20 protein-coding genes and 1 pseudogene are annotated in these 24901 nt (G+C 74.9%); 10 read left to right on the top strand and 11 right to left on the bottom strand.

Features of this window, described 5'->3' with window-relative positions:
- The 3 genes from OG715_RS33450 to OG715_RS33460 all read right to left on the bottom strand — a co-directional run bounded on the left by OG715_RS33450 (window position 1) and on the right by OG715_RS33460 (window position 2135).
- Window positions 1-939, bottom strand: coding sequence for a DUF6895 family protein (locus OG715_RS33450; RefSeq protein WP_266273543.1), 939 nt, complete (start codon window positions 937-939; stop codon window positions 1-3).
- On the bottom strand, window positions 936-1751 hold the full coding sequence (locus OG715_RS33455; protein ID WP_266273542.1) for a hypothetical protein: 816 nt from the start codon (window positions 1749-1751) through the stop codon (window positions 936-938). The genes OG715_RS33450 and OG715_RS33455 overlap by 4 nt, the downstream gene beginning before the upstream one ends.
- Window positions 1752-1937: 186 nt before the next feature.
- Window positions 1938-2135: a hypothetical protein gene (locus tag OG715_RS33460; RefSeq protein ID WP_045938014.1), complete on the bottom strand. Its 198-nt coding sequence runs from the start codon at window positions 2133-2135 to the stop codon at window positions 1938-1940.
- Between the two features lie 176 nt (window positions 2136-2311).
- On the opposite strand from OG715_RS33460, the gene OG715_RS33465 reads away from it, so the two are divergent.
- Window positions 2312-3085, top strand: coding sequence for an SDR family NAD(P)-dependent oxidoreductase (locus OG715_RS33465; protein ID WP_266273541.1), 774 nt, complete (start codon window positions 2312-2314; stop codon window positions 3083-3085).
- A gap of 213 nt (window positions 3086-3298) precedes the next feature.
- Window positions 3299-5113 (top strand): ABC transporter ATP-binding protein, encoded by a 1815-nt coding sequence (locus tag OG715_RS33470; RefSeq protein ID WP_266273539.1) that lies wholly within the window; start codon window positions 3299-3301, stop codon window positions 5111-5113.
- Between the two features lie 111 nt (window positions 5114-5224).
- Here OG715_RS33470 and OG715_RS33475 read toward each other — a convergent pair whose 3' ends face one another.
- Window positions 5225-5893, bottom strand: coding sequence for a lysophospholipid acyltransferase family protein (locus tag OG715_RS33475; protein ID WP_266273538.1), 669 nt, complete (start codon window positions 5891-5893; stop codon window positions 5225-5227).
- A gap of 216 nt (window positions 5894-6109) precedes the next feature.
- Here OG715_RS33475 and OG715_RS33480 point away from each other — a divergent pair, with 216 nt between their 5' ends.
- A complete protein-coding gene (locus tag OG715_RS33480) occupies window positions 6110-6322 on the top strand; it encodes an EF-hand domain-containing protein (protein WP_266273537.1) in 213 nt (70 codons plus the stop codon).
- 152 nt (window positions 6323-6474) lie between these two features.
- Here the strand turns inward: OG715_RS33480 and OG715_RS33485 are convergent, their stop codons facing one another.
- Entirely contained in the window at window positions 6475-8739 is a 2265-nt protein-coding gene (locus OG715_RS33485; protein ID WP_266273536.1) for a bifunctional glycosyltransferase/CDP-glycerol:glycerophosphate glycerophosphotransferase, read from the bottom strand.
- Between the two features lie 774 nt (window positions 8740-9513).
- On the opposite strand from OG715_RS33485, the gene OG715_RS33490 reads away from it, so the two are divergent.
- The 3 genes and pseudogenes from OG715_RS33490 to OG715_RS33500 form a co-directional block, all read left to right on the top strand.
- On the top strand, window positions 9514-9783 hold the full coding sequence (locus tag OG715_RS33490) for a hypothetical protein (RefSeq protein WP_266273535.1): 270 nt from the start codon (window positions 9514-9516) through the stop codon (window positions 9781-9783).
- Between the two features lie 342 nt (window positions 9784-10125).
- Window positions 10126-10599 carry a YjbQ family protein gene (locus OG715_RS33495; protein ID WP_266273534.1) on the top strand — a complete coding sequence of 158 codons (474 nt, stop codon included), beginning with the start codon at window positions 10126-10128 and terminating at the stop codon, window positions 10597-10599.
- Window positions 10600-10686: 87 nt separating this feature from the next.
- Window positions 10687-10839, top strand: a pseudogene (locus OG715_RS33500) (GNAT family N-acetyltransferase); the annotation flags it as partial.
- Between the two features lie 146 nt (window positions 10840-10985).
- Here the strand turns inward: OG715_RS33500 and OG715_RS33505 are convergent.
- Window positions 10986-11699, bottom strand: coding sequence for a DUF1990 family protein (locus OG715_RS33505; protein ID WP_266273533.1), 714 nt, complete (start codon window positions 11697-11699; stop codon window positions 10986-10988).
- An 84-nt stretch (window positions 11700-11783) separates the two neighbouring features.
- On the opposite strand from OG715_RS33505, the gene OG715_RS33510 reads away from it, so the two are divergent.
- Window positions 11784-12068, top strand: coding sequence for a hypothetical protein (locus tag OG715_RS33510; protein ID WP_266274760.1), 285 nt, complete (start codon window positions 11784-11786; stop codon window positions 12066-12068).
- A gap of 85 nt (window positions 12069-12153) precedes the next feature.
- Here OG715_RS33510 and OG715_RS33515 read toward each other — a convergent pair whose 3' ends face one another.
- Together OG715_RS33515 and OG715_RS33520 are read right to left on the bottom strand one after the other, a co-directional pair.
- Window positions 12154-15312, bottom strand: a complete 3159-nt coding sequence (locus OG715_RS33515; RefSeq protein ID WP_266273531.1) for an AAA family ATPase — start codon at window positions 15310-15312, stop codon at window positions 12154-12156.
- Window positions 15309-16478 carry an exonuclease SbcCD subunit D gene (locus OG715_RS33520; RefSeq protein ID WP_266273530.1) on the bottom strand — a complete coding sequence of 390 codons (1170 nt, stop codon included), beginning with the start codon at window positions 16476-16478 and terminating at the stop codon, window positions 15309-15311. The genes OG715_RS33515 and OG715_RS33520 overlap by 4 nt, the downstream gene beginning before the upstream one ends.
- 194 nt (window positions 16479-16672) lie before the next feature.
- Between OG715_RS33520 and OG715_RS33525 the strand changes: the two genes are divergently transcribed.
- The 3 genes from OG715_RS33525 (at window position 16673) to OG715_RS33535 (ending at window position 19875) form a co-directional block, all read left to right on the top strand.
- Window positions 16673-17893 (top strand): hypothetical protein, encoded by a 1221-nt coding sequence (locus OG715_RS33525; protein WP_266273529.1) that lies wholly within the window; start codon window positions 16673-16675, stop codon window positions 17891-17893.
- 216 nt (window positions 17894-18109) lie between these two features.
- Window positions 18110-18751, top strand: coding sequence for a hypothetical protein (locus tag OG715_RS33530; protein ID WP_266273528.1), 642 nt, complete (start codon window positions 18110-18112; stop codon window positions 18749-18751).
- 323 nt (window positions 18752-19074) lie between these two features.
- Entirely contained in the window at window positions 19075-19875 is an 801-nt protein-coding gene (locus tag OG715_RS33535) for an SGNH/GDSL hydrolase family protein (RefSeq protein WP_266273527.1), read from the top strand.
- Window positions 19876-19966: 91 nt separating this feature from the next.
- On the opposite strand, the gene OG715_RS33540 is transcribed toward OG715_RS33535, so the two are convergent.
- The 3 genes from OG715_RS33540 to OG715_RS33550 form a co-directional block, all read right to left on the bottom strand.
- On the bottom strand, window positions 19967-20890 hold the full coding sequence (locus OG715_RS33540) for a nitroreductase/quinone reductase family protein (RefSeq protein ID WP_266273526.1): 924 nt from the start codon (window positions 20888-20890) through the stop codon (window positions 19967-19969).
- Between the two features lie 316 nt (window positions 20891-21206).
- The gene (locus OG715_RS33545) at window positions 21207-22409 is read right to left on the bottom strand and encodes a polysaccharide deacetylase family protein (RefSeq protein ID WP_266273524.1); all 1203 of its coding nucleotides are present in this window, start codon (window positions 22407-22409) and stop codon (window positions 21207-21209) included.
- Window positions 22410-22632: 223 nt separating this feature from the next.
- Entirely contained in the window at window positions 22633-24480 is a 1848-nt protein-coding gene (locus OG715_RS33550) for an AMP-dependent synthetase/ligase (protein WP_266273523.1), read from the bottom strand.
- Window positions 24481-24901 lie beyond the last annotated feature (421 nt).

The raw sequence follows: 24901 nt of genomic DNA on the forward strand, positions 1-24901 counted from the left end.
TCACGCCGGGACCGCCGCGCCGCCGAGCGCGCGGGAGAGCGTGACGGTGCCCGCGACCACGGCGACCACGGCCGTGTGCTCGTGGTCCCGGAACGCCTGCTCGGGGTCGTCCGAGACCGGTTCCGCGCTCTCCCGGGGGATCAGCCCGTCCTCGCGCTGGATCGCGGCGAGCGCCTCCCAGCCCTGGGCGCCGGTGACCGGCTCCCCGATGCAGGAGTCCACCACCAGCAGCTCGCCGACGAGGTCCCACTGGCCGACCTCCAGCCAGGTGTCGACCCAGACCGGCAGCCAGTTGCGGACGTAGTCGCGCATCGGCTCGGGCATGCTCTCCGGCTGCGCGCCCCAGTCGGTGAGATGGAAGACGGCGTGGGTGATGTGGTAGCCGGTCAGCCAGTCGAGCGCCCAGGGCTCGGGGGTGGCGCCGAGCCAGGTCCTGGCCGTGAGGGCGGGCCAGTCGTCGGGCTGGTTGCGCAGCCCGATCACGCGGCGGGCGTTGGCGAGGGCCAGCCGCCGGTTGGGCATCATCTCGATGGCCTGGATCCCGCGCACCTTGGTGAGCGATTCGAGCAACTCCTCCAGCGCCGCGTGCCGGTAGCCGGACCGGGCGAAGTGGACGTAGGTCTCCAGCGGGTCGGTCATCACCGGGTAGCGCAGCAGCCGCTCGTAGAGGAGGTTGCCCTCGCGCAGCTGGGACCAGCCGAAGTCGAGGAGTTCACGGGCGATCCGGGCGTCCTCCGGGCCGGTGACGCCGTCGCGCAGGACGAGCGAGGCGGCGAGCGCGGACTCGGCGAGCGGCTTGTAGGCGTTGTTGGGGTCGGCCAGGTCGATGGTGACGTCGTCGGGCAGCCGGCCGAAGCCGCGTTGGTGGCAGGTGTGCAGCCAGGACATCGCCCGGGAGCCCAACTGCTGTGCGGTGGAGAGGATCTGGTGCTCGGTCATGACGTCCCTCCGGTCAGCAGGCGCTCCGCGACGGCGAGTTCGAGTGCGGTGCGGGCGCTGCCGTCGCCGACGGAGCGGATCCGCTCCAGCATGGGTTCGACCTCCAGCGGCAGTTCGCGGCCGTCGGCGGCGAGCCAGGCGAGCCAGCGGGTCAGGCGGGCTGCGACGCGATGGTCGCAGCGCAGCAGGGAGCGGACGGCGCCGCGGGACAGGGCGAGGCTGTGCTCGCGGGCGGCGTCGTGGACGGGCCCGTCGAGGCCGGGCAGGGCGAGCGCGGAGAGCTGGGCCATCCGCACCGACCAGGCCTGCCAGGCGTACGGCTCCGGGTGCGGGGCGTGGCCGGGCCGGGGCGCTCCCAGGCCGGTGTCCGCGCCCGCGTCCTCGTCCGTCGCCCCGGGGAGCGGGGCGTCGGCGGCGGGCCCGAGCGCGCGGGCCAGCAGGACGGCGGTGCCCCAGTCCCGCCAGGCGGTGACCAGGGCGGCACCGGCGGCCCGCTCCTCGTCGGGGGAGGACGGGGGAGTGGTGGCGGCGGCCGGGAAGGCGGACGGGGGGAAGGCCCGGTGGGCCTCCGCGAGCAGCAGGACTGCCTGCTCGTCGGGGCCGGTCGCACCCAGCGCCTGCGGTGCGAGGACGTCGGGCCCGAGCACCCGGGCGGCGGCGAGGACGGGACGCGGCACGGGGCCGGTACCGGGGAAGGCGGGCGCGGGCGCGACCGCACCCCCGGCGCCCCGGAGGGCGTCGAGGGTGTGGCCCGCCAGCCGCTCCACCGCTGCGGCGTATTCGTCGCGGAGTGCGAGATCGGCGGTCGGCATGGTTGCGTGCTTCTCCTTGGAGGTGGGCTTCGCGGAGTTACGGGGTCGCGGCGCGTTCGCGTGGCGGCCCCGCCGGGGTCCGGGCCGTCGGCCTGCCGCCCCGGCCGCCGGGCCGGTGGCCGCGGCGGGACCGGAGGGCTGTGGCGCGGTGGGACTCCGCGCGTCGCCCGGCAGCGTCCGTTCCGATTACCGCGTCTTCTCCTTCGGCGGCTTCGGGGACAGCAGCAGCGCGCCTGCCAGCAGCAGCAGCGCGGCGGCTTCCGGACGGTACGTGGGCGCGTCGCTGACGGTCGCCTCGTCCTCCGTGATCAACATGCCGAGTGCGTCGAGCTCGCCCTGGGTGGCGAGCGTCGTCCGCGTGGTTCGGGTGGTCTGAGCAAGCATCGGGTGCCTCCTCATCGAAGTTCCGCCGCCAGGCCCGGCGGCGCCCCCCTCGAACGACGATACGAGCACGAACCGTCCGGCGCGACCGCAGTACGCTCCGTGACGGTCGTCACGAAGAGGTACCGCGCTGCCGCGCAGCGCTGTCGCCGGTACTCGGGAGTAGGTACGGTCGCTGCATGACCACTGCCTTGATCACCGGCGCGACCGCCGGCATCGGAGCCGCCTTCGCCCGCCGCCTCGCACGGAGCGGCTACGGACTCGTCCTGGTGGCCCGGGACACCGCGCGGCTGGAGGGCTCCGCCGCGGACCTGCGCGGCAAGTTCGGCGTGGAGGTGGAGGTGCTCACCGCCGATCTCTCCACCGACAAGGGCATCGCGGACGTCGAGGCCCGCCTGTCCGACGACGCCCGCCCGGTGGACCTGCTGGTGAACAACGCCGGCTTCGGCAACCGCGGCGCCTTCTCCACCGTGCCGCTGCAGGACGAGCTGGACATGCTGAAGGTGCACATCGAGGCGGTGCTGCGGCTGACCGCGGCCGCCCTGCCGGGGATGCGCGAGCGCGGGCGCGGCGCGGTCGTCAACGTCGCCTCGGTGGCGGCCTTCCTGCCCCGCGGCACCTACGGCGCGAGCAAGGCCTGGGTGGTGAGCTTCACCCAGGGCGTGATGCGGGACCTCGGCGGTACCGGGGTGCGGCTGATGGCGCTCTGCCCGGGCTTCACACACACCGAGTTCCACGAGCGGGCCGGCATGGGCACCGGGAACATCCCGTCCTGGGGCTGGCTGTCGGCCGAGCGCGTGGTCGAGGAGGCCATGCGCGACCTCGCCCGGGGGCGTTCGGTGTCGGTGCCGAGCAAGCGCTACAAGGCGGCGGTGGCCGTCGCGCGGGTGCTGCCGTCCGGCAGGCTCGGCGGCGTCTCCTCCAAGGCGGCCCGGACGTACCGGACCGACTGACGGCCTCCCGCCCGGCGGCGGGTGGGCGGCGGGTCGGGCGGCGGGTCGGGCGGTCGGGGGTTCCGAGCAGCACAGCGGAGGCCATCTCACTATTAGCTTTGCTAACTATGAGCCTCTCTCGTTATGCTGGCGGTCGCCCGACCGCCCACCCGCCGCCGGCGTGCGCCCCCGGGCGCCGCGCCCCCGCGGCCTTCCGAGGGAGGCTGCCCCACCGTGCGCCCCGAAGGCATCCAGTGGACCCCGCCCGCCCACACCGAGAACGATCCGCGCCCGCCCACCCAGTGGCGGCGCATACTCGCGCTGTTCCGCCCCTACCGGGGCCGCCTCGCCGTCGTCGGCCTGCTGGTGGCCGCCTCCGCCGTGGTCTCGGTGACCACACCGTTCCTGCTCCGCGCCGTGCTGGACACCGCGATCCCGCAGGGCCGCACCGGCCTGCTGACCGTCCTGGTGCTCGGCATGGTCGCCACCGCCGTGGTCAACAGCGTCTTCGGCGTGCTCCAGACCCTGATCTCCACCACCGTCGGCCAGCGGGTCATGCACGACCTGCGCACCGCCGTCTACGGCCACCTCCAGCGGATGTCGCTGGCCTTCTTCACCCGCACCCGCACCGGTGAGGTGCAGTCCCGGATCGCCAACGACATCGGCGGCATGCAGTCCACGGTGACCTCCACCGCCACCTCGCTGGTCTCCAACTTCACCGCCGTGGTCGCCTCGGTGGTCGCCATGGTGGCGCTGGACTGGCGGCTCACCGTCGTGTCGCTGGTGCTCCTGCCGGTGTTCGTCTGGATCAGCCGCCGGGTCGGCAACGAGCGCAAGAAGATCACCGGGGAGCGGCAGAAGCAGCTCGCCGCGATGAGCTCGGCGGTCCAGGAGTCGCTGTCGGTCAGCGGCATCCTGCTCGGCCGCACCATGGGCCGCACCGACTCGCTCGCCCGCGAGTTCACCGGCCAGTCCGACCGGCTGGCCGACCTGGAGGTCCGCGCCTCGATGGCCGGCCGCTGGCGGATGAACACCATCCAGATCGTGATGGCCGCGATGCCCGCGGTGATCTACTGGGCGGCCGGCATGACCGCCGCCGGCGGCGCGCCGATCGTCTCGGTCGGCACTCTGGTCGCCTTCGTCTCGCTCCAGCAGGGGCTGTTCCGCCCGACCATCAGCCTGCTGGCCACCGGCGTCGCCGTGCAGACCTCGCTCGCGCTGTTCCAGCGGATCTTCGAGTATCTCGACCTGACCGTGGAGATCGACGAGCCCGAGCACCCCGTCACCCTCGGCGAGATCCGCGGCGAGGTCCGCTTCGAGGGCGTCGACTTCCGCTACGACCCGGAGCAGGAGCGGCCCACCCTCGGCGGGGTCGGGCTGTGGATCCCGGCGGGCGGCTCGCTCGCGGTGGTCGGCGAGACCGGCTCCGGCAAGACCACGCTCAGCTACCTGGTGCCCCGGCTCTACGACGTCACCGGCGGCCGGGTCACCATCGACGGCGTCGACGTCCGCGAGCTGTCCTTCGAGACCCTGTCCCGCGCGGTGGGCGTGGTCTCCCAGGAGACCTACCTCTTCCACGCCTCGGTCGGCGACAACCTGCGCTTCGCCAAGCCGGACGCCACCGACGAGGAACTCGTCGCCGCGGCCCGGGCCGCGCGCATCCACGACACCGTCGCCGCGCTGCCGGACGGCTACGACACCCTGGTCGGCGAGCGCGGCTACCGCTTCTCGGGAGGCGAGAAGCAGCGCCTCGCGCTCGCCCGCACCATCCTGCGCAACCCGCCCGTGCTGATCCTCGACGAGGCCACCAGCGCGCTGGACAACAGCACCGAACGCGCCGTCCAGGAGGCCATCGACACCCTCGCGGAGGGCCGCACCACCATCACCATCGCGCACCGGCTCTCCACCGTGCGCGGGGCCGACCAGATCGCCGTCCTGGAGCGCGGCGAGGTCGCCGAACTCGGCACCCACGAAGAGCTGCTGGCGGCGGACGGCCGGTACGCGGCGCTGCTCCGCCGGGAGGCCCCGGTCGCGGCCGTCGCTCCCTGAGCCGGGGGCGGGGGCCGGTCGGGGGCGGGGGCCGGTCGGGGTTGTGGGCAGGGAGCGGGGCCGGTGGGGTGGGGTCGCCAGGACGGGGCAGGAGGGGTGGGGCCGCCGGGCTCAGGCGGCCTTGGGGACCTCGTTGTAAGACCCCACGAGCTCCTGGCCGGAGAGCTGCTGGATCGCCGCCATCACCTCGTCCGTGACCTGGCGGCGGGCCTTGAGCGAACGCGCCTGGCCGTGCAACTCGTCGAAGTGCAGCGGCTCCCCGAAACGGACCGTCACCTTCTTGAGGCGCGGCAGCCGCTTGCCGATCGGGAGGATCTGCTCCGGCCCCTCCAGCGCCACCGGCACCACCGGGACACCGGCGGTCAGCGCCAGCCAGGCCACGCCGGTCTTGCCGCGGTAGAGCCGGCCGTCCAGCGAACGGGTGCCCTCGGGGTAGATGCCGAACGCCTTGCCGTCCTCCAGGATCTCCAGCGCCGACTCCAGCGAGGCCTGGGCGGACCGGTAGGTGCCGCGCTCGACCGGCACCGCGCCGATGCCCTGGAAGAAGCCCCGGGAGAGCGCGCCCTTGAGGCCCTTGCCGGTGAAGTACTCGGCCTTGGCCAGGAAGTGCACCCGGCGCGGCGCGGTGAGCGGGATGACCACGCTGTCGATGAAGGAGAGGTGGTTGCTGGCGAGGATGACGCCGCCCTTGCGCGGCACGTTCTCCATACCCTCGATGGTGGGCCGCCAGATCCCCCGGGCGAGCGGTTTCAGCACCAGCCTGGTGACGAGATCGAGCATGGTCCCTCCCTGGACGAGCATGCCCGGGAGGTGCCCGGGCCTGGGGTACGACGAGCGGCGTTCGTTTCCCCGGCCGGGCCGGGATTCAGACCCGCAGACTACGACACCCACCCCCGAGCCCGTCCACTCCCGCCCGCAGTGGCGCTCACCACGGGCGGGTAGGGTACCGCCGTCGGAAATGCACATCAGCAGTTGATTCGGTCCCAGGAGGCCCCCATGGCAGACGTCGACGACATCCGCGCGGCGTTCGACAAGTTCGACCGGAACGGCAACGGCCGGATCACCGCCGTCGAGTACGCCCTCGTCGCGCGTGAGCTCGGCGACCTCACCACCTCGGTCGCCGTGGCCGAGGCCATCATCAAGGGGATGGACACCAACCACGACGGCGAGCTGACCTTCGACGAGTTCCTGGCCGCGCGCCAGGGCTGACGAAGCAGGGGCCGACCGGCCCGGACGGGGTCCCGGATCGCTTTCCGGGGCCCCGTCCTCGCGTTGTCGCTGCCTGCTGTGCCGGTCGTGCCGGTCGTGCCTGCCTGCTGGCCTGCCGGCCGGTCGTGCCTGTGCTTGTTGCCGTCGTGCCCTCAGCCTGCGGTCGGGAACACCCGGCGGACCACGCGCTCCGCCGCCCCGCCGTCGTCCCAGGGGCAGAACCGCTTGCGGAAGTCCGCCCGCGCCGCCGGCTCCGGGTCACCGGCCAGCAGTGCCGCCGCCAGCCCCTCCGGATCCGTCGTCAGCGCTCCCGGCGGCTGCTCGAACAGGTCGAAGTAGACGCCCCGGTCGCGCTTGTACTCCTCCCAGTCCGGCGCGAAGACCACGATCGGCCGGTCCAGCACGGCGTAGTCGAACATCATCGACGAGTAGTCCGTCACCAGGACGTCGGCCGCCAGGTAGAGGTCCTCCACCGTCGGGTGCGCCGACACGTCCAGGATCTCCGCCGCGCCCCCGTCCGCCGTCAGGTCGCCCGGGCCGCCGGTGTGGAAGTAGTGGGTGCGGACCAGCAGCGTGAACTCCGGCCCCAGCCGCCGGGCCAGCTCCCGGACGTCCAGCAGCGGCACATAACCGCCGCGCGCCTCCCGGTGGGTGGGCGCGTACAGCACGGCGGTGCGCCCCGGCGCCAGCCCGAACCGCTCGCGCATCGCCGCCGTCGCGGCCGGCGTCGCGTCGGCCAGCCGGTCGTTGCGCGGGTACCCGGTGTCCAGCATCTCGTAGCGGCCCGGGAAGGCACGGGCGAAGTGCTCGCTGGTGTGCGGGTTGGAGGAGACCAGGAAGTCCCAGCGGTCGATCGCCTCCTGGAGCCGGTCGAAGTCCATCCCGTCGGCGGCCACCGGGTGGTCCCTGAGGTCCATGCCCATCGCCTTCAGCGGCGTGCCGTGCTGGGTCTGGACGTGCACCGTGCCGGGCCGCTTCACCATGGTCCGGGGGAAGTTGACATTGTTCACGAAGTACTTGGCGGTGGCCATCGTCCTCAGGTACGCCGGGGTGTTGACGATCACGTACGGCACACCGTCCGGCAGCGTCGCCGCCTGGGCGCGGTTCTCCACCACCCAGACCCCGTGGATCCCCGGCGCGAGCTCCTTCGCCTTCTCGTAGATCGCGGCCGGGCTGCACGCGTACCCCCGGTGCCAGTACGCGGCGTACACCGCCAGGTTCGGGTTCAGCGGCATCCGGCGGAAGGTGTTGTACGCGGTGAACCGGGCGCTGCTGCGCACCCCCTTCTTCAGGGCCGGTGCCACCGCCCGCGCCCCGCGCTTGAGTTCGCGCGGCAGTCGGCCGGTCCGGCGCAGTTCCGCGTACGCGCGCCGGGAGCCCCGGGCCGCGAGCCGGTACTGCACGCCGCGCACGCCCCCGGGGAAGCGGTAGCCCGCCGGGCGGTGCCGGGTGAAGTGCTCGGCGATCCGCCGGAAGAACTCCGGCCGCAGCCCGACCGGGACCAGTCCGGGGGTGTCGTAGACGGTGAGCGCCTGCTGCACGGTCCGCTCGAAGACCAGGGTCCGCAGTGTCGCGGGGACGGGGCGGCCGGGCCGGTCGGGCTGGTCGGGCTGGTCGGGCTGGTCGGGCTGGTCGGAGCTCTCGGGCCGATCGGACCGGTCCAGGAAGGCGAAGATCGCGTCGTACTGGGCGAAGGCGTCGGCGTGCTTGGCGGAGGCGGTGCTGGTGATCGCCCCGGCCCGGCCGCGCCGGTAGAAGTAGCAGGGGCGGTCGAGGTAGCGCAGCCGCTCGGCGGCGAGCAGCGCGGGGTAGGTGACGGAGATGTCCTCGTAGAAGCCGCGGCCGAAGGAGACGCCGAGCCCGAGCAGGAACTCCCGGCGGAACACCTTGTTCCAGACCGACATCACCGTTCTGAAGACGGCCGGGTGCTCGGCCAGCGTGGCCCCCGCGACCAGCGGGGACCCGGTCAGCACGTGCCGCCACGGGTTGGGCTCGGTCCCGCCGTCGGGGTAGACGTGGACGAAGTCGGTCAGCAGGACGTCGGCGGGCGCCTCGCCGCGCCGCTCGCGCTCCAGCTCGCCGGTGAGCTCGTCCAGGATGGCGGTCACCGTGCCCTCCGGCACCCAGTCGTCGCTGTCGACGAACCAGACGTACCCGCCGCGCACCTCGGGGAGGGCGGCGGTGCGGGCGCCGCCGAGGCCCTGGTTCTCCGCGAGGTGGAGGACGCGCAGACGCGGATCGCGGGCCGCGTACTCGTCCAGGATCGCGCCGCTGCGGTCGGGGGAGCGGTCGTCGACCGCGATCACCTCGAAGCGGGACTCGGAGGGCGGGGTGTCCGCCAGGAGGGAGTCGAGGCAGCGGGGCAGGAAGCGCTCCACCCCGTGGACGGGGAGCACGATGCTGAGGAGGACTGGCACGCTGGCCGAGTCTACCGAGCGCGGCTGCGGAGGGCGGAGGACGGGTGCGGCGGCGCTGGTGGGCGGGGTGTGCGCGGTGTGCGGGGTGTGCGACCCCGGGGCTTACGCGGCTCGGGGTGGTCACGGCTCGGGGCGGTCACGGCCGAGGGGCGCGGAGCCGGAGCCGCCGGTGCCGGACCCCGTGCGGGGTGGCACCGGCAGCCTGGTGGCGGCCCGGTCGACCCTCTACGGCCGGCCCGCCGGTCCGAGCGCCGCCCGAACCTGGCCACCGCAGCGTCGAGGCGGCCTGGCAGTAGGCACGGGGGAGCCGGAGTCTTCATCAGTCGAACACGGGGGGCGGTCATGCTCGCGCCCGCATGGTCGATAGAGATATTGCTTGGAGCCGACTCCGGCGTCAATCCCCCGGCTGTGTTCACTTCCTAAACGGATAGTCGTACCTTGTCGCCGGTGGACCGGGGTCGTCCCGGGGGTGATGGCGAGAAGGCGGTGCGGTGGCCGCAGGGTGGCCACGGCGGGTGAAGGGGTGGTGACCCCGTGCGCCGGGCGTACACCGTCACGGCGGGCGCCGGGTGTGCGACCCGACGAACCGGTGACGTGGCGCCGGTCGTGCACCATCATTGATGCTCAGTCGTGATCGGTCGGGTGGGCCCTGGTGCGGTGTCAGTTGACGCAGCACGGTACGGTTGCAGAACACCAGGACGGTTGCGCGAAGGCCGTCTGTCACGGATAGTCTTCGCCTCACGGCCCTGGCGCCTCGTAGGGGTGGGAAAACTGATGGAACACATGCAAGTGCGGCCCCGGCCTCGGGTGCCCGCGATCCAGTGCGGCGTCGGCGCGACCGGCCGCCGGATCGAGCGGCACCTGGCTGTGCTCGGCGCGCCCGCGCTCCCGGCGGTGGACACCGCCGAGGCGCTCGGGTTGATAAGGGAGCTGACGCCGCGTGGCGTCGGCGCCCCGACCGCGCCGCCGCGCCGCCACACGCGGGTCAAGCTGCTGGCGCCGCTGCGCCGACTGCGGCGGGGGCTCTTCGGCAGCCGAGGCTGAGCCGACCGGTCCGGTCGAGTCCGGACCGGCCGTGCGGGGCCCCGATCCCCGGGTCTCCCGCACTGCCCCGCCTCCTGCGCACACGTTTTTTCGGCACCGGCCCGACGGATCCTGACGACCGTCGGGTCTTCGGCGTTCCCGCTCCTCGGGTCGGATCGGGGCGGTCGGGTCGGTGCGGGTCGACGAGGATCGACGCGGGCCCGGCCGATCATTTGCGGTCCGTGCCGGTCCTCGAATGTCATCTTTGGTCTGAACCTCTCAGCCTATGACGACCGACCCCTCCGGCGCCGGGAGTCGGCGAGGCTTGCCGGTCCACCCCCGGCCGTGGGACAGGATGGCGCCATGGCGGACCACACCCACTCCCGAACCACGTCCCACTCCACTCCCACCTCCACCTCCTCGTCCTTCCGGACCGAGACCTTCGACATCACCACCGGAAGCCAGGAGGTCGCGCTCGACATCACCGACCGCTGTGTCCGGTTCCTCGACGAACACGCCGTCGGACGGGACGGCCTGCTCAATGTCTTCGTCCCGCACGCCACGGCCGGGATCGCCGTCCTGGAGACCGGTTCCGGCAGCGACGAGGACTTCCTCGCCACCCTGCGCGACCTCCTGCCGGCCGACGACCGCTGGCGTCACCGGCACGGCAGCCCCGGCCACGGCCGCGACCACGTCGTCCCCGCCCTGGTGGCCCCGCACGCCACCCTGCCGGTGATCGACGGACAACTCGCCCTGGGCATCTGGCAGTCGGTGGTGCTGGTCGACACCAACGGCGACAACCCGCACCGCACACTCCGGCTCTCCTTCCTGGGCTGAGCCGCCGCCCGGCCCCGGCCCCGGAGGTGGCCCTGGAGGCGGCCCCGGAGGCGTCGACCCCGCCGGGGCCGGGCGACAGTCTTCGCGCCGATGCCGGCCCGCAGTCCGACGTGGATCGCGGCACGTCGGGGGAGCCGGCTGGTCGGTTTCGTCAACGTCGTCGGTGACGGCGGCGCGCACGTCTTCGTCCTGGACACGACCGTGCATCCGGACGGGCGTCGGCGGGGGCTCGGGGTACGGCTGGTGCGGGCGGCTGCCGAGGAGGCGAAGGCACGCGGTGCCGAGTGGCTGCACGTCGACCACGAGCCGCACCTGAGTCCTTCTACGGTCAGTGCGGATTCCGGCCGACCGCCGCCGGGCTCGTGCGGCTCCGAGCGGACGGCGGTTCAGGCAGCGGGCGCACCGGGCGGCGGTGCGCCGTCCGGCCGCGGTGTCCTGGGGTCGGGGTCGGATCCGGGGTCGGGGTCGGGGTCGGCGGCGGCCCGGAGCACGGACGCGAGGTACCGCTCGATCGCCAGGTACTGGCAGAGCACGGCGACCGGGCGGCCGAGCCGTGCGTACCAGGCGGTGAGCCGGGCGAAGGCGACGACCTCGAACCACACCTCGCCCGCCGCGTCCATCGACACCAGGAACGCTTCCTCGCCGCACTCAGGGTGCCCCGGCAGCGTCCCGTAGGCGAAGCCGATCCGGTCCGGCTCGTCCACCGTCCACACCACCCGGCACGGGATCACCAGCCGGGGCCAGCGGCTGCCGGGCAGGCGGAGCCGCAGGAGCACGGTCGCCCCGGGCTCGGCGGGCGCGTACGGGAACACGGCGAAGCCGGTGCCGAGCTGGCAGCCCCAGCCGAGGACGAAGCGGCCGGCCCGCGCCATGACCTCGGGGCCGTGCCCGAGATGCACCCGCCGCCGCAGATGCTTGTAGCCCTCCGGCAGCCGGCCGTCCGCGGTGGCGCCCACCTCGCGGTAGTCGGGTTCGGTGGCCCGGGCGGCGTTCAGCCTCCGCTCCAGGGCGGATCCGGCCCGGGCGGAGGGGACCGACGGGACCGGCGAGGGGACGGAGGGAACGGCGCGGGGCACCTCGTGACCGGGAGAGTCGGGCATGCGGCCACCGTATCGACGGCCTCCGGCCCGGCCTCGCCCGGGACCGCCTTGCGCCCCGCCCGGTCCGGGGAGTAGAGAGGCGGCATGAGCGAAACAGCCAGGCAGGATGCGGTCGCCCTCGGAACCCAGGACAGCCCGGACAGCCCGATCACCCCGGGCATCGTGAGCAGCCCGGCGGCGGAGCAGGTCTGCGAGCTCGCCCCGAGCGGCGCGGAGGCGGCCCTGCTGCCCGACCCCGGCTCCACCGGCCCGCGCGCGGACTGCGTGCTGTGCGGCGAGCCGACCGAACTGCCCGCCGACCACCCGGGCAGCACCCTCTGCCCGGTCTGCGCCTGGCAGCAGGCCCAGCGGATCGCCTGCTCCGGCTGAGCGGGCGGCCCGGTCGGCCACAGGGACCGCCCCGGTCCGACGGCGCCCGGGTCAGGCGCTCTCCCTGGTCAGGCGCTCTTCGGCGTCACGCGTCCTCCCGACCCGCCGGCGCCAGGGTGGAGCCGTGCCGGCCCTTGCGGACCATGAGCTGGGCCGGGATCCGGCTGCGCAGATCGGCCACGTGACTGACGATGCCGACCGCGCGGTCCCGCTCGCGCAACCCGTCCAGGACGTCCATCACCTCCTCCAGGGTGTGCTCGTCGAGGCTGCCGAATCCTTCGTCGATGAACAGGGTGTCCAACGGCATGCCCCCGGCCTCGTCGGTGACCACGTCCGCCAGACCGAGGGCCAGGGCGAGCGAGGCGAAGAAGCTCTCGCCGCCGGAGAGCGTCGCGGTGTCGCGCTCGGTGCCCGTCCAGGCGTCCACCACCCGCAGCGCCAGCCCCGAGCGCTTGTTGCCGCCGCCCCGGTCGTCGCTGTGGACCAGCGTGTACCGGCCGCCGGACATCCGGACCAGCCGGTCGCTCGCCGCGGCCGCCACCTGCTCCAGCCGTGCCGCCAGGACGTACGACTCCAGGCGCATCCGGAGACGGTTGTCGGTCGAGGTGCCCGCCGCGAGCGCGGCCAGCCGGCTGATCCGCGCGTACCTGGCCAGCTCCGGGGCCAGCGAGCGGGCCAGCTCGGCCAGCTGCCGCCCGATGGCGGCGAGGGACTCGCACCGCAGGCGGGCCGCGTCCCGCGCCGCGTGCGCCGACCGCAACCGGTCGGTGGCGGCGCCGAGCCCGCTCCGGGTGCCCGGCAGGTCGGCCGGCGGCAGGGCGGCGGCCGCGACCAGTTCGGGTTCGGCGAGCCGCCGCTCCACCGCGGCGAGCCCGGCCCGGTGCCGGTCGATCCGCTGCTCCAAGGCGTCCCGCTCGGCCTGCGGCAGCAGGACGGCGACGGCGTCCTGGGCGCTCGCGAACCCGGCCGCCACCGCGGCCCCGGCCAGCTCGTCGTCCGCCTGCTTGAGCTGGTGCGCCGCCTCGGTGGCGGCCCGGGCGGCGCCGGCCAGCGCGGCCACCGCCGAGGCGAGGCGGTCGAGCGCGGCCGCCCGGGCCGCCACCGACGGCGCGTCGCCCCGGGCCGCCGCCACCCGGGCGGTCAGCTTGTCCTGCTCGGCGTGCAGCGCGCGGGCCTGGGCGGCGAGCTCGGCGCTCCGCTCCCGGGCGTCGGAGAGCGCCGTGCGGCGGGCGGACTGCTCCTCGGTGAGCCGCTCGACCGCCCGGCCGACCGCACCGAGCCGCTCCGCGACCCGGACCGCTTCCCGATGCTCCGTCGCCAGCCCGCCGAGCATCCCGGCCAGGGCGTCGGCGGCCTCCTCGCCGGCCGCGCCGGCGGCCGCCGCCCGGCGCACCCGGAGCCCGGCGAGCTCCTGCTCGGCCGCGTCGGCGGCCTGCTCGGCGGCCGTCTGGGCCCGCCGGGCCCGCTCCTCGTCCTCGGCCCGGACCGGCTCGCCGACCGGGCGCGCCGGGGCCGGGTGCTCGGCCGAGCCGCAGACCCGGCAGGGCTCGCCGGTGCTCAGCCCCGAGGCCAGCTCGGCGGCCATCCCGGCGAGCCTGCGCTCACGGAGGTCCAGGCCGTACTGGCGTGCGTCCAGCGCCTCCGCGCGCAGGGCGAGGGCGCGCGGCCCGGCCCGGCCGACCTCGCCGTCCAGCGCGTCCCGGGCCCGGGCGGCGGACAGCCGGAGGGTCAGGTCCGCGCGCTTGGCGTCCAGCCGCTCGACCAGTGCGGCGGCCTCCCGGGCGGCGGACTCCTCCTCCTTCAGGGCGGTGTGCCGGGCGTCGAAATCGGCCAGCCACTCGCCCGCCTCCTCGGCGAGGTCCTCGGCGCGCCGCAGGTCCGAGGTCAGCGACGTCCGGGCGCGGGCCAGCTCGGCGCACTGCCGCTCGTCCGCCCCGGCCGCCTCCAGCCGGACGATCTCCTCGCGCAGCCGCCGTTCGGCCGCGGCCAGCTCCTCGGCCTCGGCGTGCGCCAGCGCCCGGCCGGTGCCGACCGGTCCGTCGCCGCGCTCACCGCTGTCGCCGCCGTCGCCGCTGCCGGGTCGGTCGCCGCCGCCGAGGAGCTCACGGCCGGTCCGCCCGGTCGCGACCTCGGCGAGCACCGCCCGGTGCCGGTGCTCCTCCTCCCGGGCCTGCCGGTAGGCGGCCGCCGCACGCTCCCGCAGGTGCAGCACGGACTCGACGCCGACCGCCGCCTGCGCCGCCGTCAGCCGCCGCCGGTCCGCCGCGCGGGCGGGCTCGTCCTCGGCCAGCCGGGCCGCCTCCCGCACCGCCTGCCGGTGCCGCTCCTGCCGGTCGGCCCGCTGCTCGGCGGCCTCCCGGGCCCGCTGCGCCGCCCGGTGCGCCTCCTCCGCGCCGGCCAGCGCGGCCTCCGCGACGGTCAGTCGCTCGGCCGCGCCACCGCGCAGCACCGCCGCCCAGCCCAGCACCCCCGTGGTCAGCCCGGCGTCCGCCGTCGCGCTCGGCGCCGCCTCGTCCTCGGCCGCCACCGGGCCCTCGGCGGGCTCGGCGCCCGGCCCGGCCGCCTGCTCGGCCTTGCTGGCCAAGTCCCGCAGCCGGCGGCGCCCGGTCTGGACGGCGGTCTCGTGGGCCCGGCGCTGCTCCGCGAGCCAGGCCTCGACGGACTGGAACCGCTCGGTGTCGAACAGTCGGCGCAGCAGCTTGCCGCGCTCCTCCGAGTCGGCCCGCAGGAAGCGCGCGAAGTCCCCCTGCGGCAGCAGCACCACCTGGCAGAACTGGTCCCGGCTCATCCCGATCAGCCGGTGGATCTCCTCGCCGGCCTCCTGGTGCGACTTGCTCACCGCCCGCCAGCCGGGCCCGTCCGCGCCGGTGCCCGCGCCGTCCGCCGACCACTCGCGCAGCAGGGTCTGGGCCCGCTCGACGGTCATGCCCGTGCCGACCTTCTTCGGCCGGGGCTGCTCGGGGATCCGGACGATCTCCAGCCGCCGGCCGCCGAGCGTCAGCTCCAGCCGGACCTCGGTCAGCCGGTCGGGCTCGGCGTGGTCGCTGCGCAGCCGGTTGGCCCGGCGGGTGCCGGGCACCTCGCCGTAGAGGGCGTAGCAGACCGCGTCCAGCACGCTGCTCTTGCCCGCTCCGGTGGCGCCGCGCAGCAGGAACAGGCCGCCGGCGGCCAGCGCGTCGAAGTCGACCGTCTCGGCGCCGGCGAAGGGGCCGAAGGCGGTCACGGTCAGCCGGTGGAGTCTCATCGGGGCTGCTCCGCCTTCCGGTCGGTGGTCTCCCGGACGCGCTCGAAACCCTCGCGCAGCCAGCCCAGCTCGTCCGGGTCGGGGTCGGCGCCGGGGCGGACGTGCCGCAGGAAGCCCTCGGCGATCTCCAGGTCCGTCCGTCCGCTGACCCGGGCCGCGTAGGAGGGGGAGGCGGCGGCGGTGCTCTCCTCCGGGTCGAACAGCAGCTGGAGGGTGTGCGGGAAGCGGCGGCGCAGCCGCTCCATCGGCTCGGTGGGGCGGCTCGGGTCGGTGAGGGTGACCTGCACCCAGGCCTCCTCGTCGGCGGTGTGGCGCTCGTCGGTGAGCAGCTCGTCGAGCCGGCCGCGCAGTCGGGCCAGCCGCCGGGGGGCCGGGCAGGGCACCCGCTCGGCGGTGACCGCGCCGTCCGCCGCGAGGTCGACCAGCCACATGCTCTTGCGCTGCTCGTGCTCGGAGAAGGAGTAGGCGAGCGGGGAGCCGCTGTAGCGCAGGTGCGGGGCCAGGGTCTGGCAGCCGTGCAGATGGCCGAGCGCGGCGTAGTGCACGCCGTCGAATACCGAGGCGGGTACGGCCGCGACCCCGCCCACCGCGATGTCGCGCTCGCTGTCGCTGGGCTGGCCGCCGGTGACGAAGGCGTGTGCCAGGACGACCGCGCGGGTGCCGGCCGGGCGGGCCGCGAGGTCGGCCCTGACCTGGTCCATCGCCGCGCCGAGTACGGCGGCGTGCCCGCCGCGGGCCAGCCCGAAGCGCTCCCGGACCAGGGTGGGCTCCAGGTAGGGCAGCCCGTAGACGGCGACCGGACCGTGCGCGTCGGCCAGCAGCACGGGCTCGGCGCACTCGCCCGGGTCCGTCCTCAGGTGGACGCCGGCCCGGCCGATGAGACCCGCGCCGACGCCGAGTCGGCGGGCCGAGTCGTGGTTGCCGCTGATGAACACCGTCGGCACGCCGAGGTCGGCCAGCCGGTGCAGCACGTCGTCGAACAGCGCCACCGCCTCCAGGCCCGGCAGCGCGCGGTCGTACACGTCACCGGCGACGAGCACGGCGTCGACGCGCTCGTCCCTGACCACCGCCACGAGGTGGTCCAGGAAGGCGCGCTGGGCGTCGTGCAGGCTCTCCCGGTGGAACGAGCGCCCGAGATGCCAGTCGGAGGTATGCAGCAGTCGCATGGTTCCCGACCATAACGGGCGCCACCGACAACCCGGTCCGGAACGGGTGTCACCGGTCCTCCCGGGCGGTCCGCGCAGCCTCCGGGACGTCACTCCGGGTCGATTGTCAGTGACGGTGTGTACGGTCGCGTTCACCGGGAGCCGAGGGGCTCGTGGGGCCGGTGCGGGAGTACCGACGACGGAGGGAGACGGCCGTGCGCGAGCGGATGCAGGAGCGGGGCGGGAAGCAGGAGCGGGAGAAGGGGCGGGAGCAGGAGCAGGGGCGGGAGCGGCGCCGGAGGCGGGGCCGGGCCGGGCGTCCGGGTGCGGGCGGCTGCCGGGGGCGGTGGCGCGCGCCCGTGGTGCGGCTGCGGGGTCCCGGGGCGGAGCGGCGTCGCCCCGGGTCGACCGGGCCGGGCGGGAGGGTCCCCGACGGGCGGCCGCCGGGCGGCGGGGTGAGCGGGCCCCGGGTCGGCGGTTCCGGCGGGCCCGCCGGTCCCGGGGTGCTGGAGCGGCGCCGGGGGCGTCCGCGCGGGGCGCCGCCGCCGCAGCCGGTGGCGCTCGCGCTGGCCGTGGGCGCCGCCGACTTCGCGGACCTGGCGCGGCACGGGCTGTTCGGCGGGCTGACCTTCCGCTCCTACCTGCGGCGGGTGGCGGTCCAGCTGCGCGCGCTGCGCGGGCACGGGCTGGAGGTCCACCTCCGGGTGCTCGACCCGGCGGACTACGCGGAGTACTGCGAGGAGCTCGGCTTCGCACCGGGGGACGCGGCGGCCCGGGTCGCGTACGCGGCCGATCCGGAGCTGGCCGGGGAGCCGTTCGTCTACGCGGGGCAGCGGCTGGCGGTGCTGCTGCCGGAGCTGGCCGACGACCACCGGGCGCGGGTCCGGATCTCCGTCGCGATGGCGGTCCTGCTGACGGCGGCGGGCGAGGGGCCGCCGGGGGAGCGGCGGCTGGTGGCGGTGATGCGGCACGCCGTCGAGGTCCAGCTGGCGGTGGGCGCGGGGGCGGGTGACGGGATCCACCTGCTGACCCTGCGCTGCCACGGCCCCGAGGACGGCGAGGAGCTGACCTCGGCGACCGACGTCCGGGTGGAGCGGGGCCGGCCCGGGCCCGGCGGGCGGGACGCCGAGGCGTTCTGCGTGACCCTGGCGGCGGGCCTCGCCGTCGGCGGTGCCGGCGCGATGGTGCTGCACGGGGACCCGGCGGCCCCCGGCGGGCAGACGGTGCGGGGGTGGGCCCTGCGGGGCGGGAGGCTGCGGCCGATGACTGTCCGCGAGGTGCTGGACGAGCTCGCCGACGACGTCGGCCGGGGCCTGCCCTTCCCGCCGGCCGTCGTCCCGCTGCCGGGCTTCCCGCTGCCGGCGCCGCCGCCGTCGGGCGGGGGCGGACGGCCCGGGGAGCGGCCGACCGGGGGCGGGGGTGGGCCCCTGGCCTGATGGCGGCTGACCAGGGCGTTCGGCCCCGGCTGTCCACCAAGCGGCGCTGGGGACTGTTCATCGACCGCCTGTTCGGGGAAGATTTCGGGGAAGATCAACAGTGGGAACGGCCGGTACCCCACGCCGCCGCGCCCGCCGCTCCGCCCCGAACCGCGCACCGCGAACCGTCCCCGCGCACCGTCGGTCCGGCGAGCCCGACACCGAAAGGGGGGACGCATGAGCCGGATCGAGTACAGCGCGGAGATCGCCGAGCTGCTCGGCCGGGTGCGCCGGCGTCCCACGGCGGGCTGGCCGTGGCGGCCGGGCGAGCAGGTGCCCGCCGGGCTGCCGGTGAAGCAGTCCTGGGGGTGGCTCTTCGCCCCCGACGGCCGGGTGCTGACCCTGGTCAACCCCAAGGACGGCGTGGTCTCGCTGCCCGGGGGCTCGCTGGAGCCGGAGGACGCCGGCGACCCCGGCTCGGCGCTGGCCCGGGAGGCGGCCGAGGAGGCGCAGGCACTGATCGGCACGGCGTACTACCTCGGCTACCTCTACGACCGGGTCGGTTCGGCCAACGGCGGCCACGAGTGCGCCCGGGTCCGGATGGCCGCCGCGCTGCGGGCCGTCGGTCCGAGCGCGCCGGACCCGGCCTCGGGGCGGCACTACCGGCGGCTGCTGGTCGCACCGGGCCTCGCCGTCGAGCTGCTCGGCTGGGGTGCGCCCGGCCTGCGTCAGGCCCGGGCGGCGGTGGCGACCGCCGTCCGGAGGCTGGGTGTGCCCTCGGCCGCCGACGAGACGATCGAGGAGCTGCCGGCGGCGGGCTGCGAGCTGTTCCCCGGCACGGCGCCGGGTGCCGCCCCGGGGGAACCGTCGACCGTCTGACCGGGCGCCCGACTGACTGAGTGACTGACCGCCTGACCGCCTGACCGCCTGACCGGGTGCCGGGGCCGAAAGTCGCCCGGCCGCCCGCACGCCGGGCCGCGCGCCCGAGCGCGGCGCCACCGGCGGTCGCACGTCCGGCCGAGTTCCGTCCTCCGATCGGGCGATGCCCCGAAACCGGCGCACTGGCGCACTTACCGTGCCAGAAGGGGCAGTTCACCGCGCCGTTGTCAGACTGACCGTCAATTGCCTTGGCATGACAACTTCCAGAGTCAGCTACCGCCTGGTATCAAATTGTGTGACGCACGTCACTCCCAGGAGGTGTCATGCTACGCCCTGCCCGTGCCATGTCCGTCGCCGTCACCGCGGCGCTCCTCTCCCTGACCACCCTCGTCACAGCCGGTTCGGCCCACGCCGCCGGAGTCAACTACGTCGCGCTCGGCGACTCCTACGCCTCGGGCCTCGGAGCCGGCAGCTACACGAGCGAGAGCGGCAGCTGCAAGCGCAGCACCAACGCGTACGCGTACCTGTGGAAGAACGCGCACGCGCCGTCCTCCTTCTCGTTCCTCGCCTGCTCCGGCGCCAGAACCGGAGACGTGCTCAACAACCAGCTGTCCACCCTGAACTCGGCCACCACGCTGGTCAGCATCAGCGTCGGCGGCAACGACGCGGGCTTCGCCAGCACCATGCAGACCTGCGTCCTGGACTCGGAGAGCGCCTGTCTCAACGCGGTCGCGACCGCGAAGAACTACGCCACCGGCACGCTGCCCGGCAAGCTCGACCAGGTCTACTCGGCGATCCACGCCAAGGCCCCGAACGCCCGGGTCGTCGTGCTCGGCTACCCGCACCTCTACAAGGTCGGCGGCAGCTGCATCTTCGGCATCGGCGACACCAAGCGGGCCGCCATCAACGGCGCCGCCGACGTGCTCGACGACGTCATCGCCAAGCGCGCCGCCAACGCCGGATTCGCCTTCGGCGACGTCCGGTCGATCTTCCGTGAGCACGAGATCTGCGGCTCCAGCACCACCTGGCTGAACAGCACCACCCTGCCGGTGGAGGAGAGCTACCACCCGAAGGCCGCCGGCCACTCGGGCGGCTTCCTGCCGGTGTTCACCGCGCAGGCCTGACCCACACACACAGGCCGGACCCCGTCCCCGACCGCACAGCCCGGCGGGCCCGCCGTTCCCCCCACCAGGGAGGACCGGCGGGCCCGTCCCGTCAGCGCCCCGAGCGCTCCGGCGGGGGAAACGGGATCCCGGCCAGGGCGGGCAGCAGTTCCCGCTCCTCGTGGGCGAGATGGGCCTCCAGTTCGTCCGCCGTCCGCGCCAGCGCGGCCCGGAACGGCTCCGGCTCGGCGGAGTCGAGGCCGGACACCAGCGCGACCAGCTCGTCCTTCAGCCGCGCCACCGTGCGGTGCTCCTCGGCCAGCTGTTCCAGCACGCCCCGCAGTTCCGGGTGGCTGCGGGCCAGCGCGGGGAAGACGCCCCGGTCCTCGCCGGTGTGGTGCACGGTCAGGCCCTGGCAGAACGCCAGGCAGTGCTGGCGGATCTGCAGTCCGAGCGTCGGAGCGCGCCCGGCGCCTCCGGCGAGGTGCGCCTCGGTCTCGGCCCGCAGCTGCCGCAGTTGGGCGCGCAGCCAATCGTGCACTTCCAGCAGTTTGTCCGCGAGGCTCGCCACCTCGCGCGCCGCCGGAGCGTCGGCCCCGGCCCCAACGCCGGCCCCGGCCCCGGGGTGCTCCAGGACGACCACGGGCAGCAGCCGCGCTGTGTGCCGCTGGTAGTCCCCGTAGCCGGGGGCCGACCGGACGACGGCCTCGAACAGCCGCTCGCGCCGGTCGCCCTCGGCGGGGACGGCGGTCGCGTCGAAGACCTCCGTGCCGAGTTCGACCCGCACCAGCGGGCGGGCGAGCAGATTGCGGTACCACTGCGGGTGCTCGGGCGCCCCGGCCGCCGAGGCGACGACCAGCAGCAGCCCCTCCGTCCGGACGAATCCGAGCGGGACGGTGTGCTCCCGCCCGGACCGTTCGCCGACGGTGGTCAGCAGCAACAGGTCCCCGCCCTCGAAGGGTCCGCCGACCCTCCCGCCCCGGGCGCGGAACTCCTCGACGACAGCTTGATTGAACGACAGGGAAGACATGGGCATACGACTGTGCGGCTCTTTCTGGGGAAGCGGCGGCGCCGTCCCGCGAGGGGTCCGAACGCGGCCGCGAAGAAGCGCTCCGAGGAGGAGCTCAGGAAAGGGGAGCGGAGATCGTTCTCATCACGCGTCGTCCCTCGGTGTCGAGTGCCGGCCCGGCTGCCGGCCGGCCCACATCTCTTTGGCCGGCGCCACGCTGCACACGGCCCATCCCAGCACCCGTGCGGCGCCGCTGTCAACGCGTCGACGCGCCCGGGAAACGACGCACCGCCGGCCCCGGTGCGGGGTCGGCGGTGCGCGGTGCGGCTGGGCGTCGGCGGTGTCAGCGCAGGTAGGAGGCCAGGCCGGCGGGCTTGAGACCGGCGGCCTCGGCGGCGGCCAGGGCGCGGCGGAGGTCGTCGGCCAGGGTGTCGGTCCAGTGCATCAGGACGACATCGCCGGGCGACAGGGTCCCTTCGTGCCAGACGTTGGAGGCGCCCCAGCTGAAGTCCGCGTCGGCGGTGAGCACGGTGCGCATGCCGCAGTTGGCGGCGGCCTGGAGGGTGTCGGCGTTCCAGGCGAAGTACGGCGGGCGGAACACGGTCGGCGCGGTGCCGAAGAGGCGGGTCAGCGAGTCGCGGGCGTCGCAGATCTCCACCTGCTGCGCGGCGGGCGAGAGGGTGGTGAGGTCGGTGTGGGAGACGCTGTGGTTCTGGATCGAGGAGCCGGGCGCGGCGGTCACCCGCCGGAAGTAGTCGGGGTTGTTGGCGGCGGCCATCGGCAGCGGGAAGGCGGTGATCGGCAGCTTGTTGGCGGCGATGACCTGCTCCGCCTCCGGGGTGGTCTGCCAGCCGTCGTCGACGGTGAAGAAGACCACCTTGTCGCTGGTCGGCACCGAGGCGGCGGCGGTCGCCGGGGCGGGCGCGGGGCCGTCGACGCGGACGTCGTCGACCGCGAACGGGCCCTGCTGGTACCAGCCGTGGACGGAGAGCTTGACGGTGGTGGCGCCGGCGGCGGCGGTGAAGCGGGTGGTCAGCTTCTGCCAGCCGCCGTTGGTGGACTCGGTCCAGGCGGGGGCGGTCGGGCGGTCGGTGCCGCCGGTGGCGCCCAGGAAGACGAACTTCCCGCGGACCCAGGCGGAGGCGGTGTAGGTGGTGCCGGGCTGGACCGAGACGGTCTGCACGCACTCGCCGGTGGACTCGTCGCCGGCCGGGGTGACGGCCAGGGCGGAGGTGCCGGAGTGCGGGGCGGTGGTGGTGAGGGCGGCCTCGGCGGGCCCGCCGGAACAGCGCCAGCCGGGCACACTGCCCCAGTCGGCGAGCGAGGAGGCGGGGATCTCGAACCCGGGGTTGGTCGCCAGGTTGACGGCGGGCGCGGCGGCGGTGGGCGCGGCCGCGGACGACGGCTCGGTGGACGACGGGGCCGCGACGGCCGGTCCGGCCAGGCCGGCCACCAGCAGCGCGGCCGAGGCGGCCAGCGCGGGCAGACGGGAGGGCAGGCGGGAGGGCAGCCGCCCGAACCCGAGGGCGGACAGACGCGTGGACATGCGCGAGGAGATGGACACGTGGGGACTCCAGCGTGGGGGACGCGCCCGTGGGGCGGACGCGCGGACAACGGGATGTGGGGGTGCTCCCGGAGGGGGCGGGAGCGTCGGCGTGCCGCACTCGGACCGGAGCAAAACAATGGACTGGACCACCGCGATCGTCAAGGGACCGGTCGTACTCGATGGACTCCCAATTCACTTGCGTAAAACAGGACAAGACGAGACGTCAGGGGGCGTACAGTTCCTCGATGTCCGCCGCGTAGTACTCGACGATCGCCGCCCGCCGGAGCTTCAGCGAGGGCGTCATCAGCCCCTGATCCACCCCGAACTCCCTGGGCAGCAGCCGGAAGGCGCGGATCGACTCGGCCCGCGACACGGCGGTGTTGGCCGCCGCCACCGCCCGCTGGACCTCCGCGTGCAGGTCCTCGTCGGCGAGTACGGTCCACGGGTCCGACTGCCCGCGCCCGCGCCGCTTCAGCCAGTGCGCCAGCGCCGCCGGGTCGAGGGTGATCAGCGCGGCCACGTACGGCCGGTCGTCGCCCACCACCAGGCACTGCGAGACCAGCGGGTGCGACTCCACCCGGACCTCCAGCGCGGCGGGCGCGAGGTTCTTGCCGCTGCTGGTGACGATGATGTCCTTCTTGCGGCCGGTGATGGTCAGGTAGCCGTCCTCGTCCAGGCTGCCGAGGTCGCCGGTGCCGAACCAGCCCTCGAAGAGCGATTCGGCGGTGCAGCGCGGATGGTTGAGGTAGCCGCCGAAGACGCCGGGGCCGCGGACCCACACCTCGCCGTCGTCGGCGATGGCCACCGTCGCCCCGGGCACCGGCCGGCCGACCGAGCCGATCTTCGAGCGTCCGGGCGGGTTGCCGGTGACCGCGGCCGAGGTCTCGGTGAGCCCGTAGCCCTCGAACAGGTGGAAGCCGATCCCGGCGAAGAAGAGCCCGAGTTCGCGGTCCAGGGTCGAGCCGCCGCACATCAACGCCCGTACCCGGCCGCCGAACACGGTGCGCAGCCGTTGGTAGACGGTGCGTTCGTAGGCCAGGTGGCGCAGCCGCAGCGCGGTGCCGGGGCCGGGGCCCTGCCCGAAGGCGCGCTGTTCCCGGGCGGCCGCCCAGTCGACGGCCACCTGCCGGGCCTGTTCGAGCAGTTCGCCGCGGCCGGCCTCCTCGGCGGTGCGCCGGGTCTGCTGGAACACCTTGTCCAGGACGTAGGGGACGACGAGCAGGAAGGTCGGGCGGAGGGCGGCGAGCGCGGGCAGCAGCGCGTCCGTGGACACCTCGGAGACATGGCCGATCCGGAAGCCGCCGCGGATCGAGGCGATCTGCACCATCCGTCCGTAGACGTGCGCCAGTGGCAGGAACAGGACGGTGCACGGCGGGTGCCCGCCGGTGTCGCGGAGTGCCTCGCCCCAGCCGTCGAGCAGCGCGTCGGCCGCCGCGGCCAGCGCGCCGTGGGTGATCAGGCATCCCTTGGGGCGCCCGGTGGTGCCGGAGGTGTAGACGACGGTCGCGACGGTGTCGGTGGTGACGCCGAGCCGCTGCCGGTGGACCAGTGAGTCGGGCACCCCGCGTCCGTCCTCGACGATCGCCTCGACGCAGTCCCGGTCCAGCTGCCAGATGCCGGTCAGGTCGGGTAACGCGTCGCAGACCGCGCCGACCGTCATCGCGTGGTCCTCGTCCTCGACCAGGCAGGCCACCGCCTGGGTCTCGGCGAGGATCCAGCGGACCTGCTCGGGGGCGGCCGTGGGGTAGACGGGGACGGAGATCGCGCCGATCGACCAGATCGCGTAGTCGAACAGGGTCCACTCGTAGCGGGTGCGGGACATCAGCGCGACCCGGTCGCCGTAGCGCACGCCCCGGGTGAGCAGGCCCTTGGCGAGGGCGAGCACCTCGTCGCGGAAGTCGGCGGCGGTGATGTCCTGCCACGCGTCCCCGGTCGCGGCGTGCCGGGCGCGGTCGGCCCGGCGGGACAGCTGGACCAGGGCGGGGGAGCGCTCCGCGGTGTCGTAGAGCGAGTCGGCCAGCCCTCCGGCGGCCGGCGGTCCGGCCGGGGCGGGGGTGGTGAACTCGCGCACGATCCCCCCGATCAGTCCTGCAGGTGCAGCGAAACTATCGGATCGCTCGCCGACTGCCCAGGGTTGTGGCCGTGACGCGACGAGATCGGCACCGGCGTGTGCGGAAAGTGTCGCGGAGTCGTCGGGGGCGTCGTACGACTGTGCGGGAGCGGTGATCGCGACGGCGATCCGGACACGATCCGGCCCGGCTCGGGGAGAGGTGCGGGGAGGGGTGCGAGGGGAGGCCCGAGGAGAGGGTGGGTTCGACCCTCGAACGAGTGGTCAGGCCGTAGTAGAGTCTCGCAGACCTGCGGCCGGGGCCCCCGGTCGCGGCCGAGCGCTGCCCCTGGTCGGCGCTTGGTCCGTACCAACCCTGTCCGCGCCAACTCGTCCGTGTCAACTCGCCGGTGCCGACCCGCCTCCGGGTCGAGCCGCCCCCGCG

Origin of the sequence: Kitasatospora purpeofusca, assembly GCF_036010405.1 — a bacterium.
Lineage (GTDB): Bacteria > Actinomycetota > Actinomycetes > Streptomycetales > Streptomycetaceae > Kitasatospora > Kitasatospora purpeofusca.

What these genes read in the sequence shown, in the direction of transcription:
- OG715_RS33460 (WP_045938014.1), bottom strand. Translation starts at nt 2,135, where the DNA reads ATGCTTGCTCAGACCACCCGAACCACGCGGACGACGCTCGCCACCCAG.
- OG715_RS33455 (WP_266273542.1), bottom strand. Translation starts at nt 1,751, where the DNA reads ATGCCGACCGCCGATCTCGCACTCCGCGACGAATACGCCGCAGCGGTG.
- OG715_RS33530 (WP_266273528.1), top strand. Translation starts at nt 18,110, where the DNA reads ATGAGCCGGATCGAGTACAGCGCGGAGATCGCCGAGCTGCTCGGCCGG.
- OG715_RS33510 (WP_266274760.1), top strand. Translation starts at nt 11,784, where the DNA reads ATGAGCGAAACAGCCAGGCAGGATGCGGTCGCCCTCGGAACCCAGGAC.
- OG715_RS33545 (WP_266273524.1), bottom strand. Translation starts at nt 22,409, where the DNA reads ATGTCCACGCGTCTGTCCGCCCTCGGGTTCGGGCGGCTGCCCTCCCGC.
- OG715_RS33490 (WP_266273535.1), top strand. Translation starts at nt 9,514, where the DNA reads ATGGAACACATGCAAGTGCGGCCCCGGCCTCGGGTGCCCGCGATCCAG.
- OG715_RS33480 (WP_266273537.1), top strand. Translation starts at nt 6,110, where the DNA reads ATGGCAGACGTCGACGACATCCGCGCGGCGTTCGACAAGTTCGACCGG.
- OG715_RS33475 (WP_266273538.1), bottom strand. Translation starts at nt 5,893, where the DNA reads ATGCTCGATCTCGTCACCAGGCTGGTGCTGAAACCGCTCGCCCGGGGG.
- OG715_RS33520 (WP_266273530.1), bottom strand. Translation starts at nt 16,478, where the DNA reads ATGCGACTGCTGCATACCTCCGACTGGCATCTCGGGCGCTCGTTCCAC.
- OG715_RS33505 (WP_266273533.1), bottom strand. Translation starts at nt 11,699, where the DNA reads ATGCCCGACTCTCCCGGTCACGAGGTGCCCCGCGCCGTTCCCTCCGTC.
- OG715_RS33495 (WP_266273534.1), top strand. Translation starts at nt 10,126, where the DNA reads ATGGCGGACCACACCCACTCCCGAACCACGTCCCACTCCACTCCCACC.
- OG715_RS33540 (WP_266273526.1), bottom strand. Translation starts at nt 20,890, where the DNA reads ATGCCCATGTCTTCCCTGTCGTTCAATCAAGCTGTCGTCGAGGAGTTC.
- OG715_RS33515 (WP_266273531.1), bottom strand. Translation starts at nt 15,312, where the DNA reads ATGAGACTCCACCGGCTGACCGTGACCGCCTTCGGCCCCTTCGCCGGC.
- OG715_RS33465 (WP_266273541.1), top strand. Translation starts at nt 2,312, where the DNA reads ATGACCACTGCCTTGATCACCGGCGCGACCGCCGGCATCGGAGCCGCC.
- OG715_RS33450 (WP_266273543.1), bottom strand. Translation starts at nt 939, where the DNA reads ATGACCGAGCACCAGATCCTCTCCACCGCACAGCAGTTGGGCTCCCGG.
- OG715_RS33535 (WP_266273527.1), top strand. Translation starts at nt 19,075, where the DNA reads ATGCTACGCCCTGCCCGTGCCATGTCCGTCGCCGTCACCGCGGCGCTC.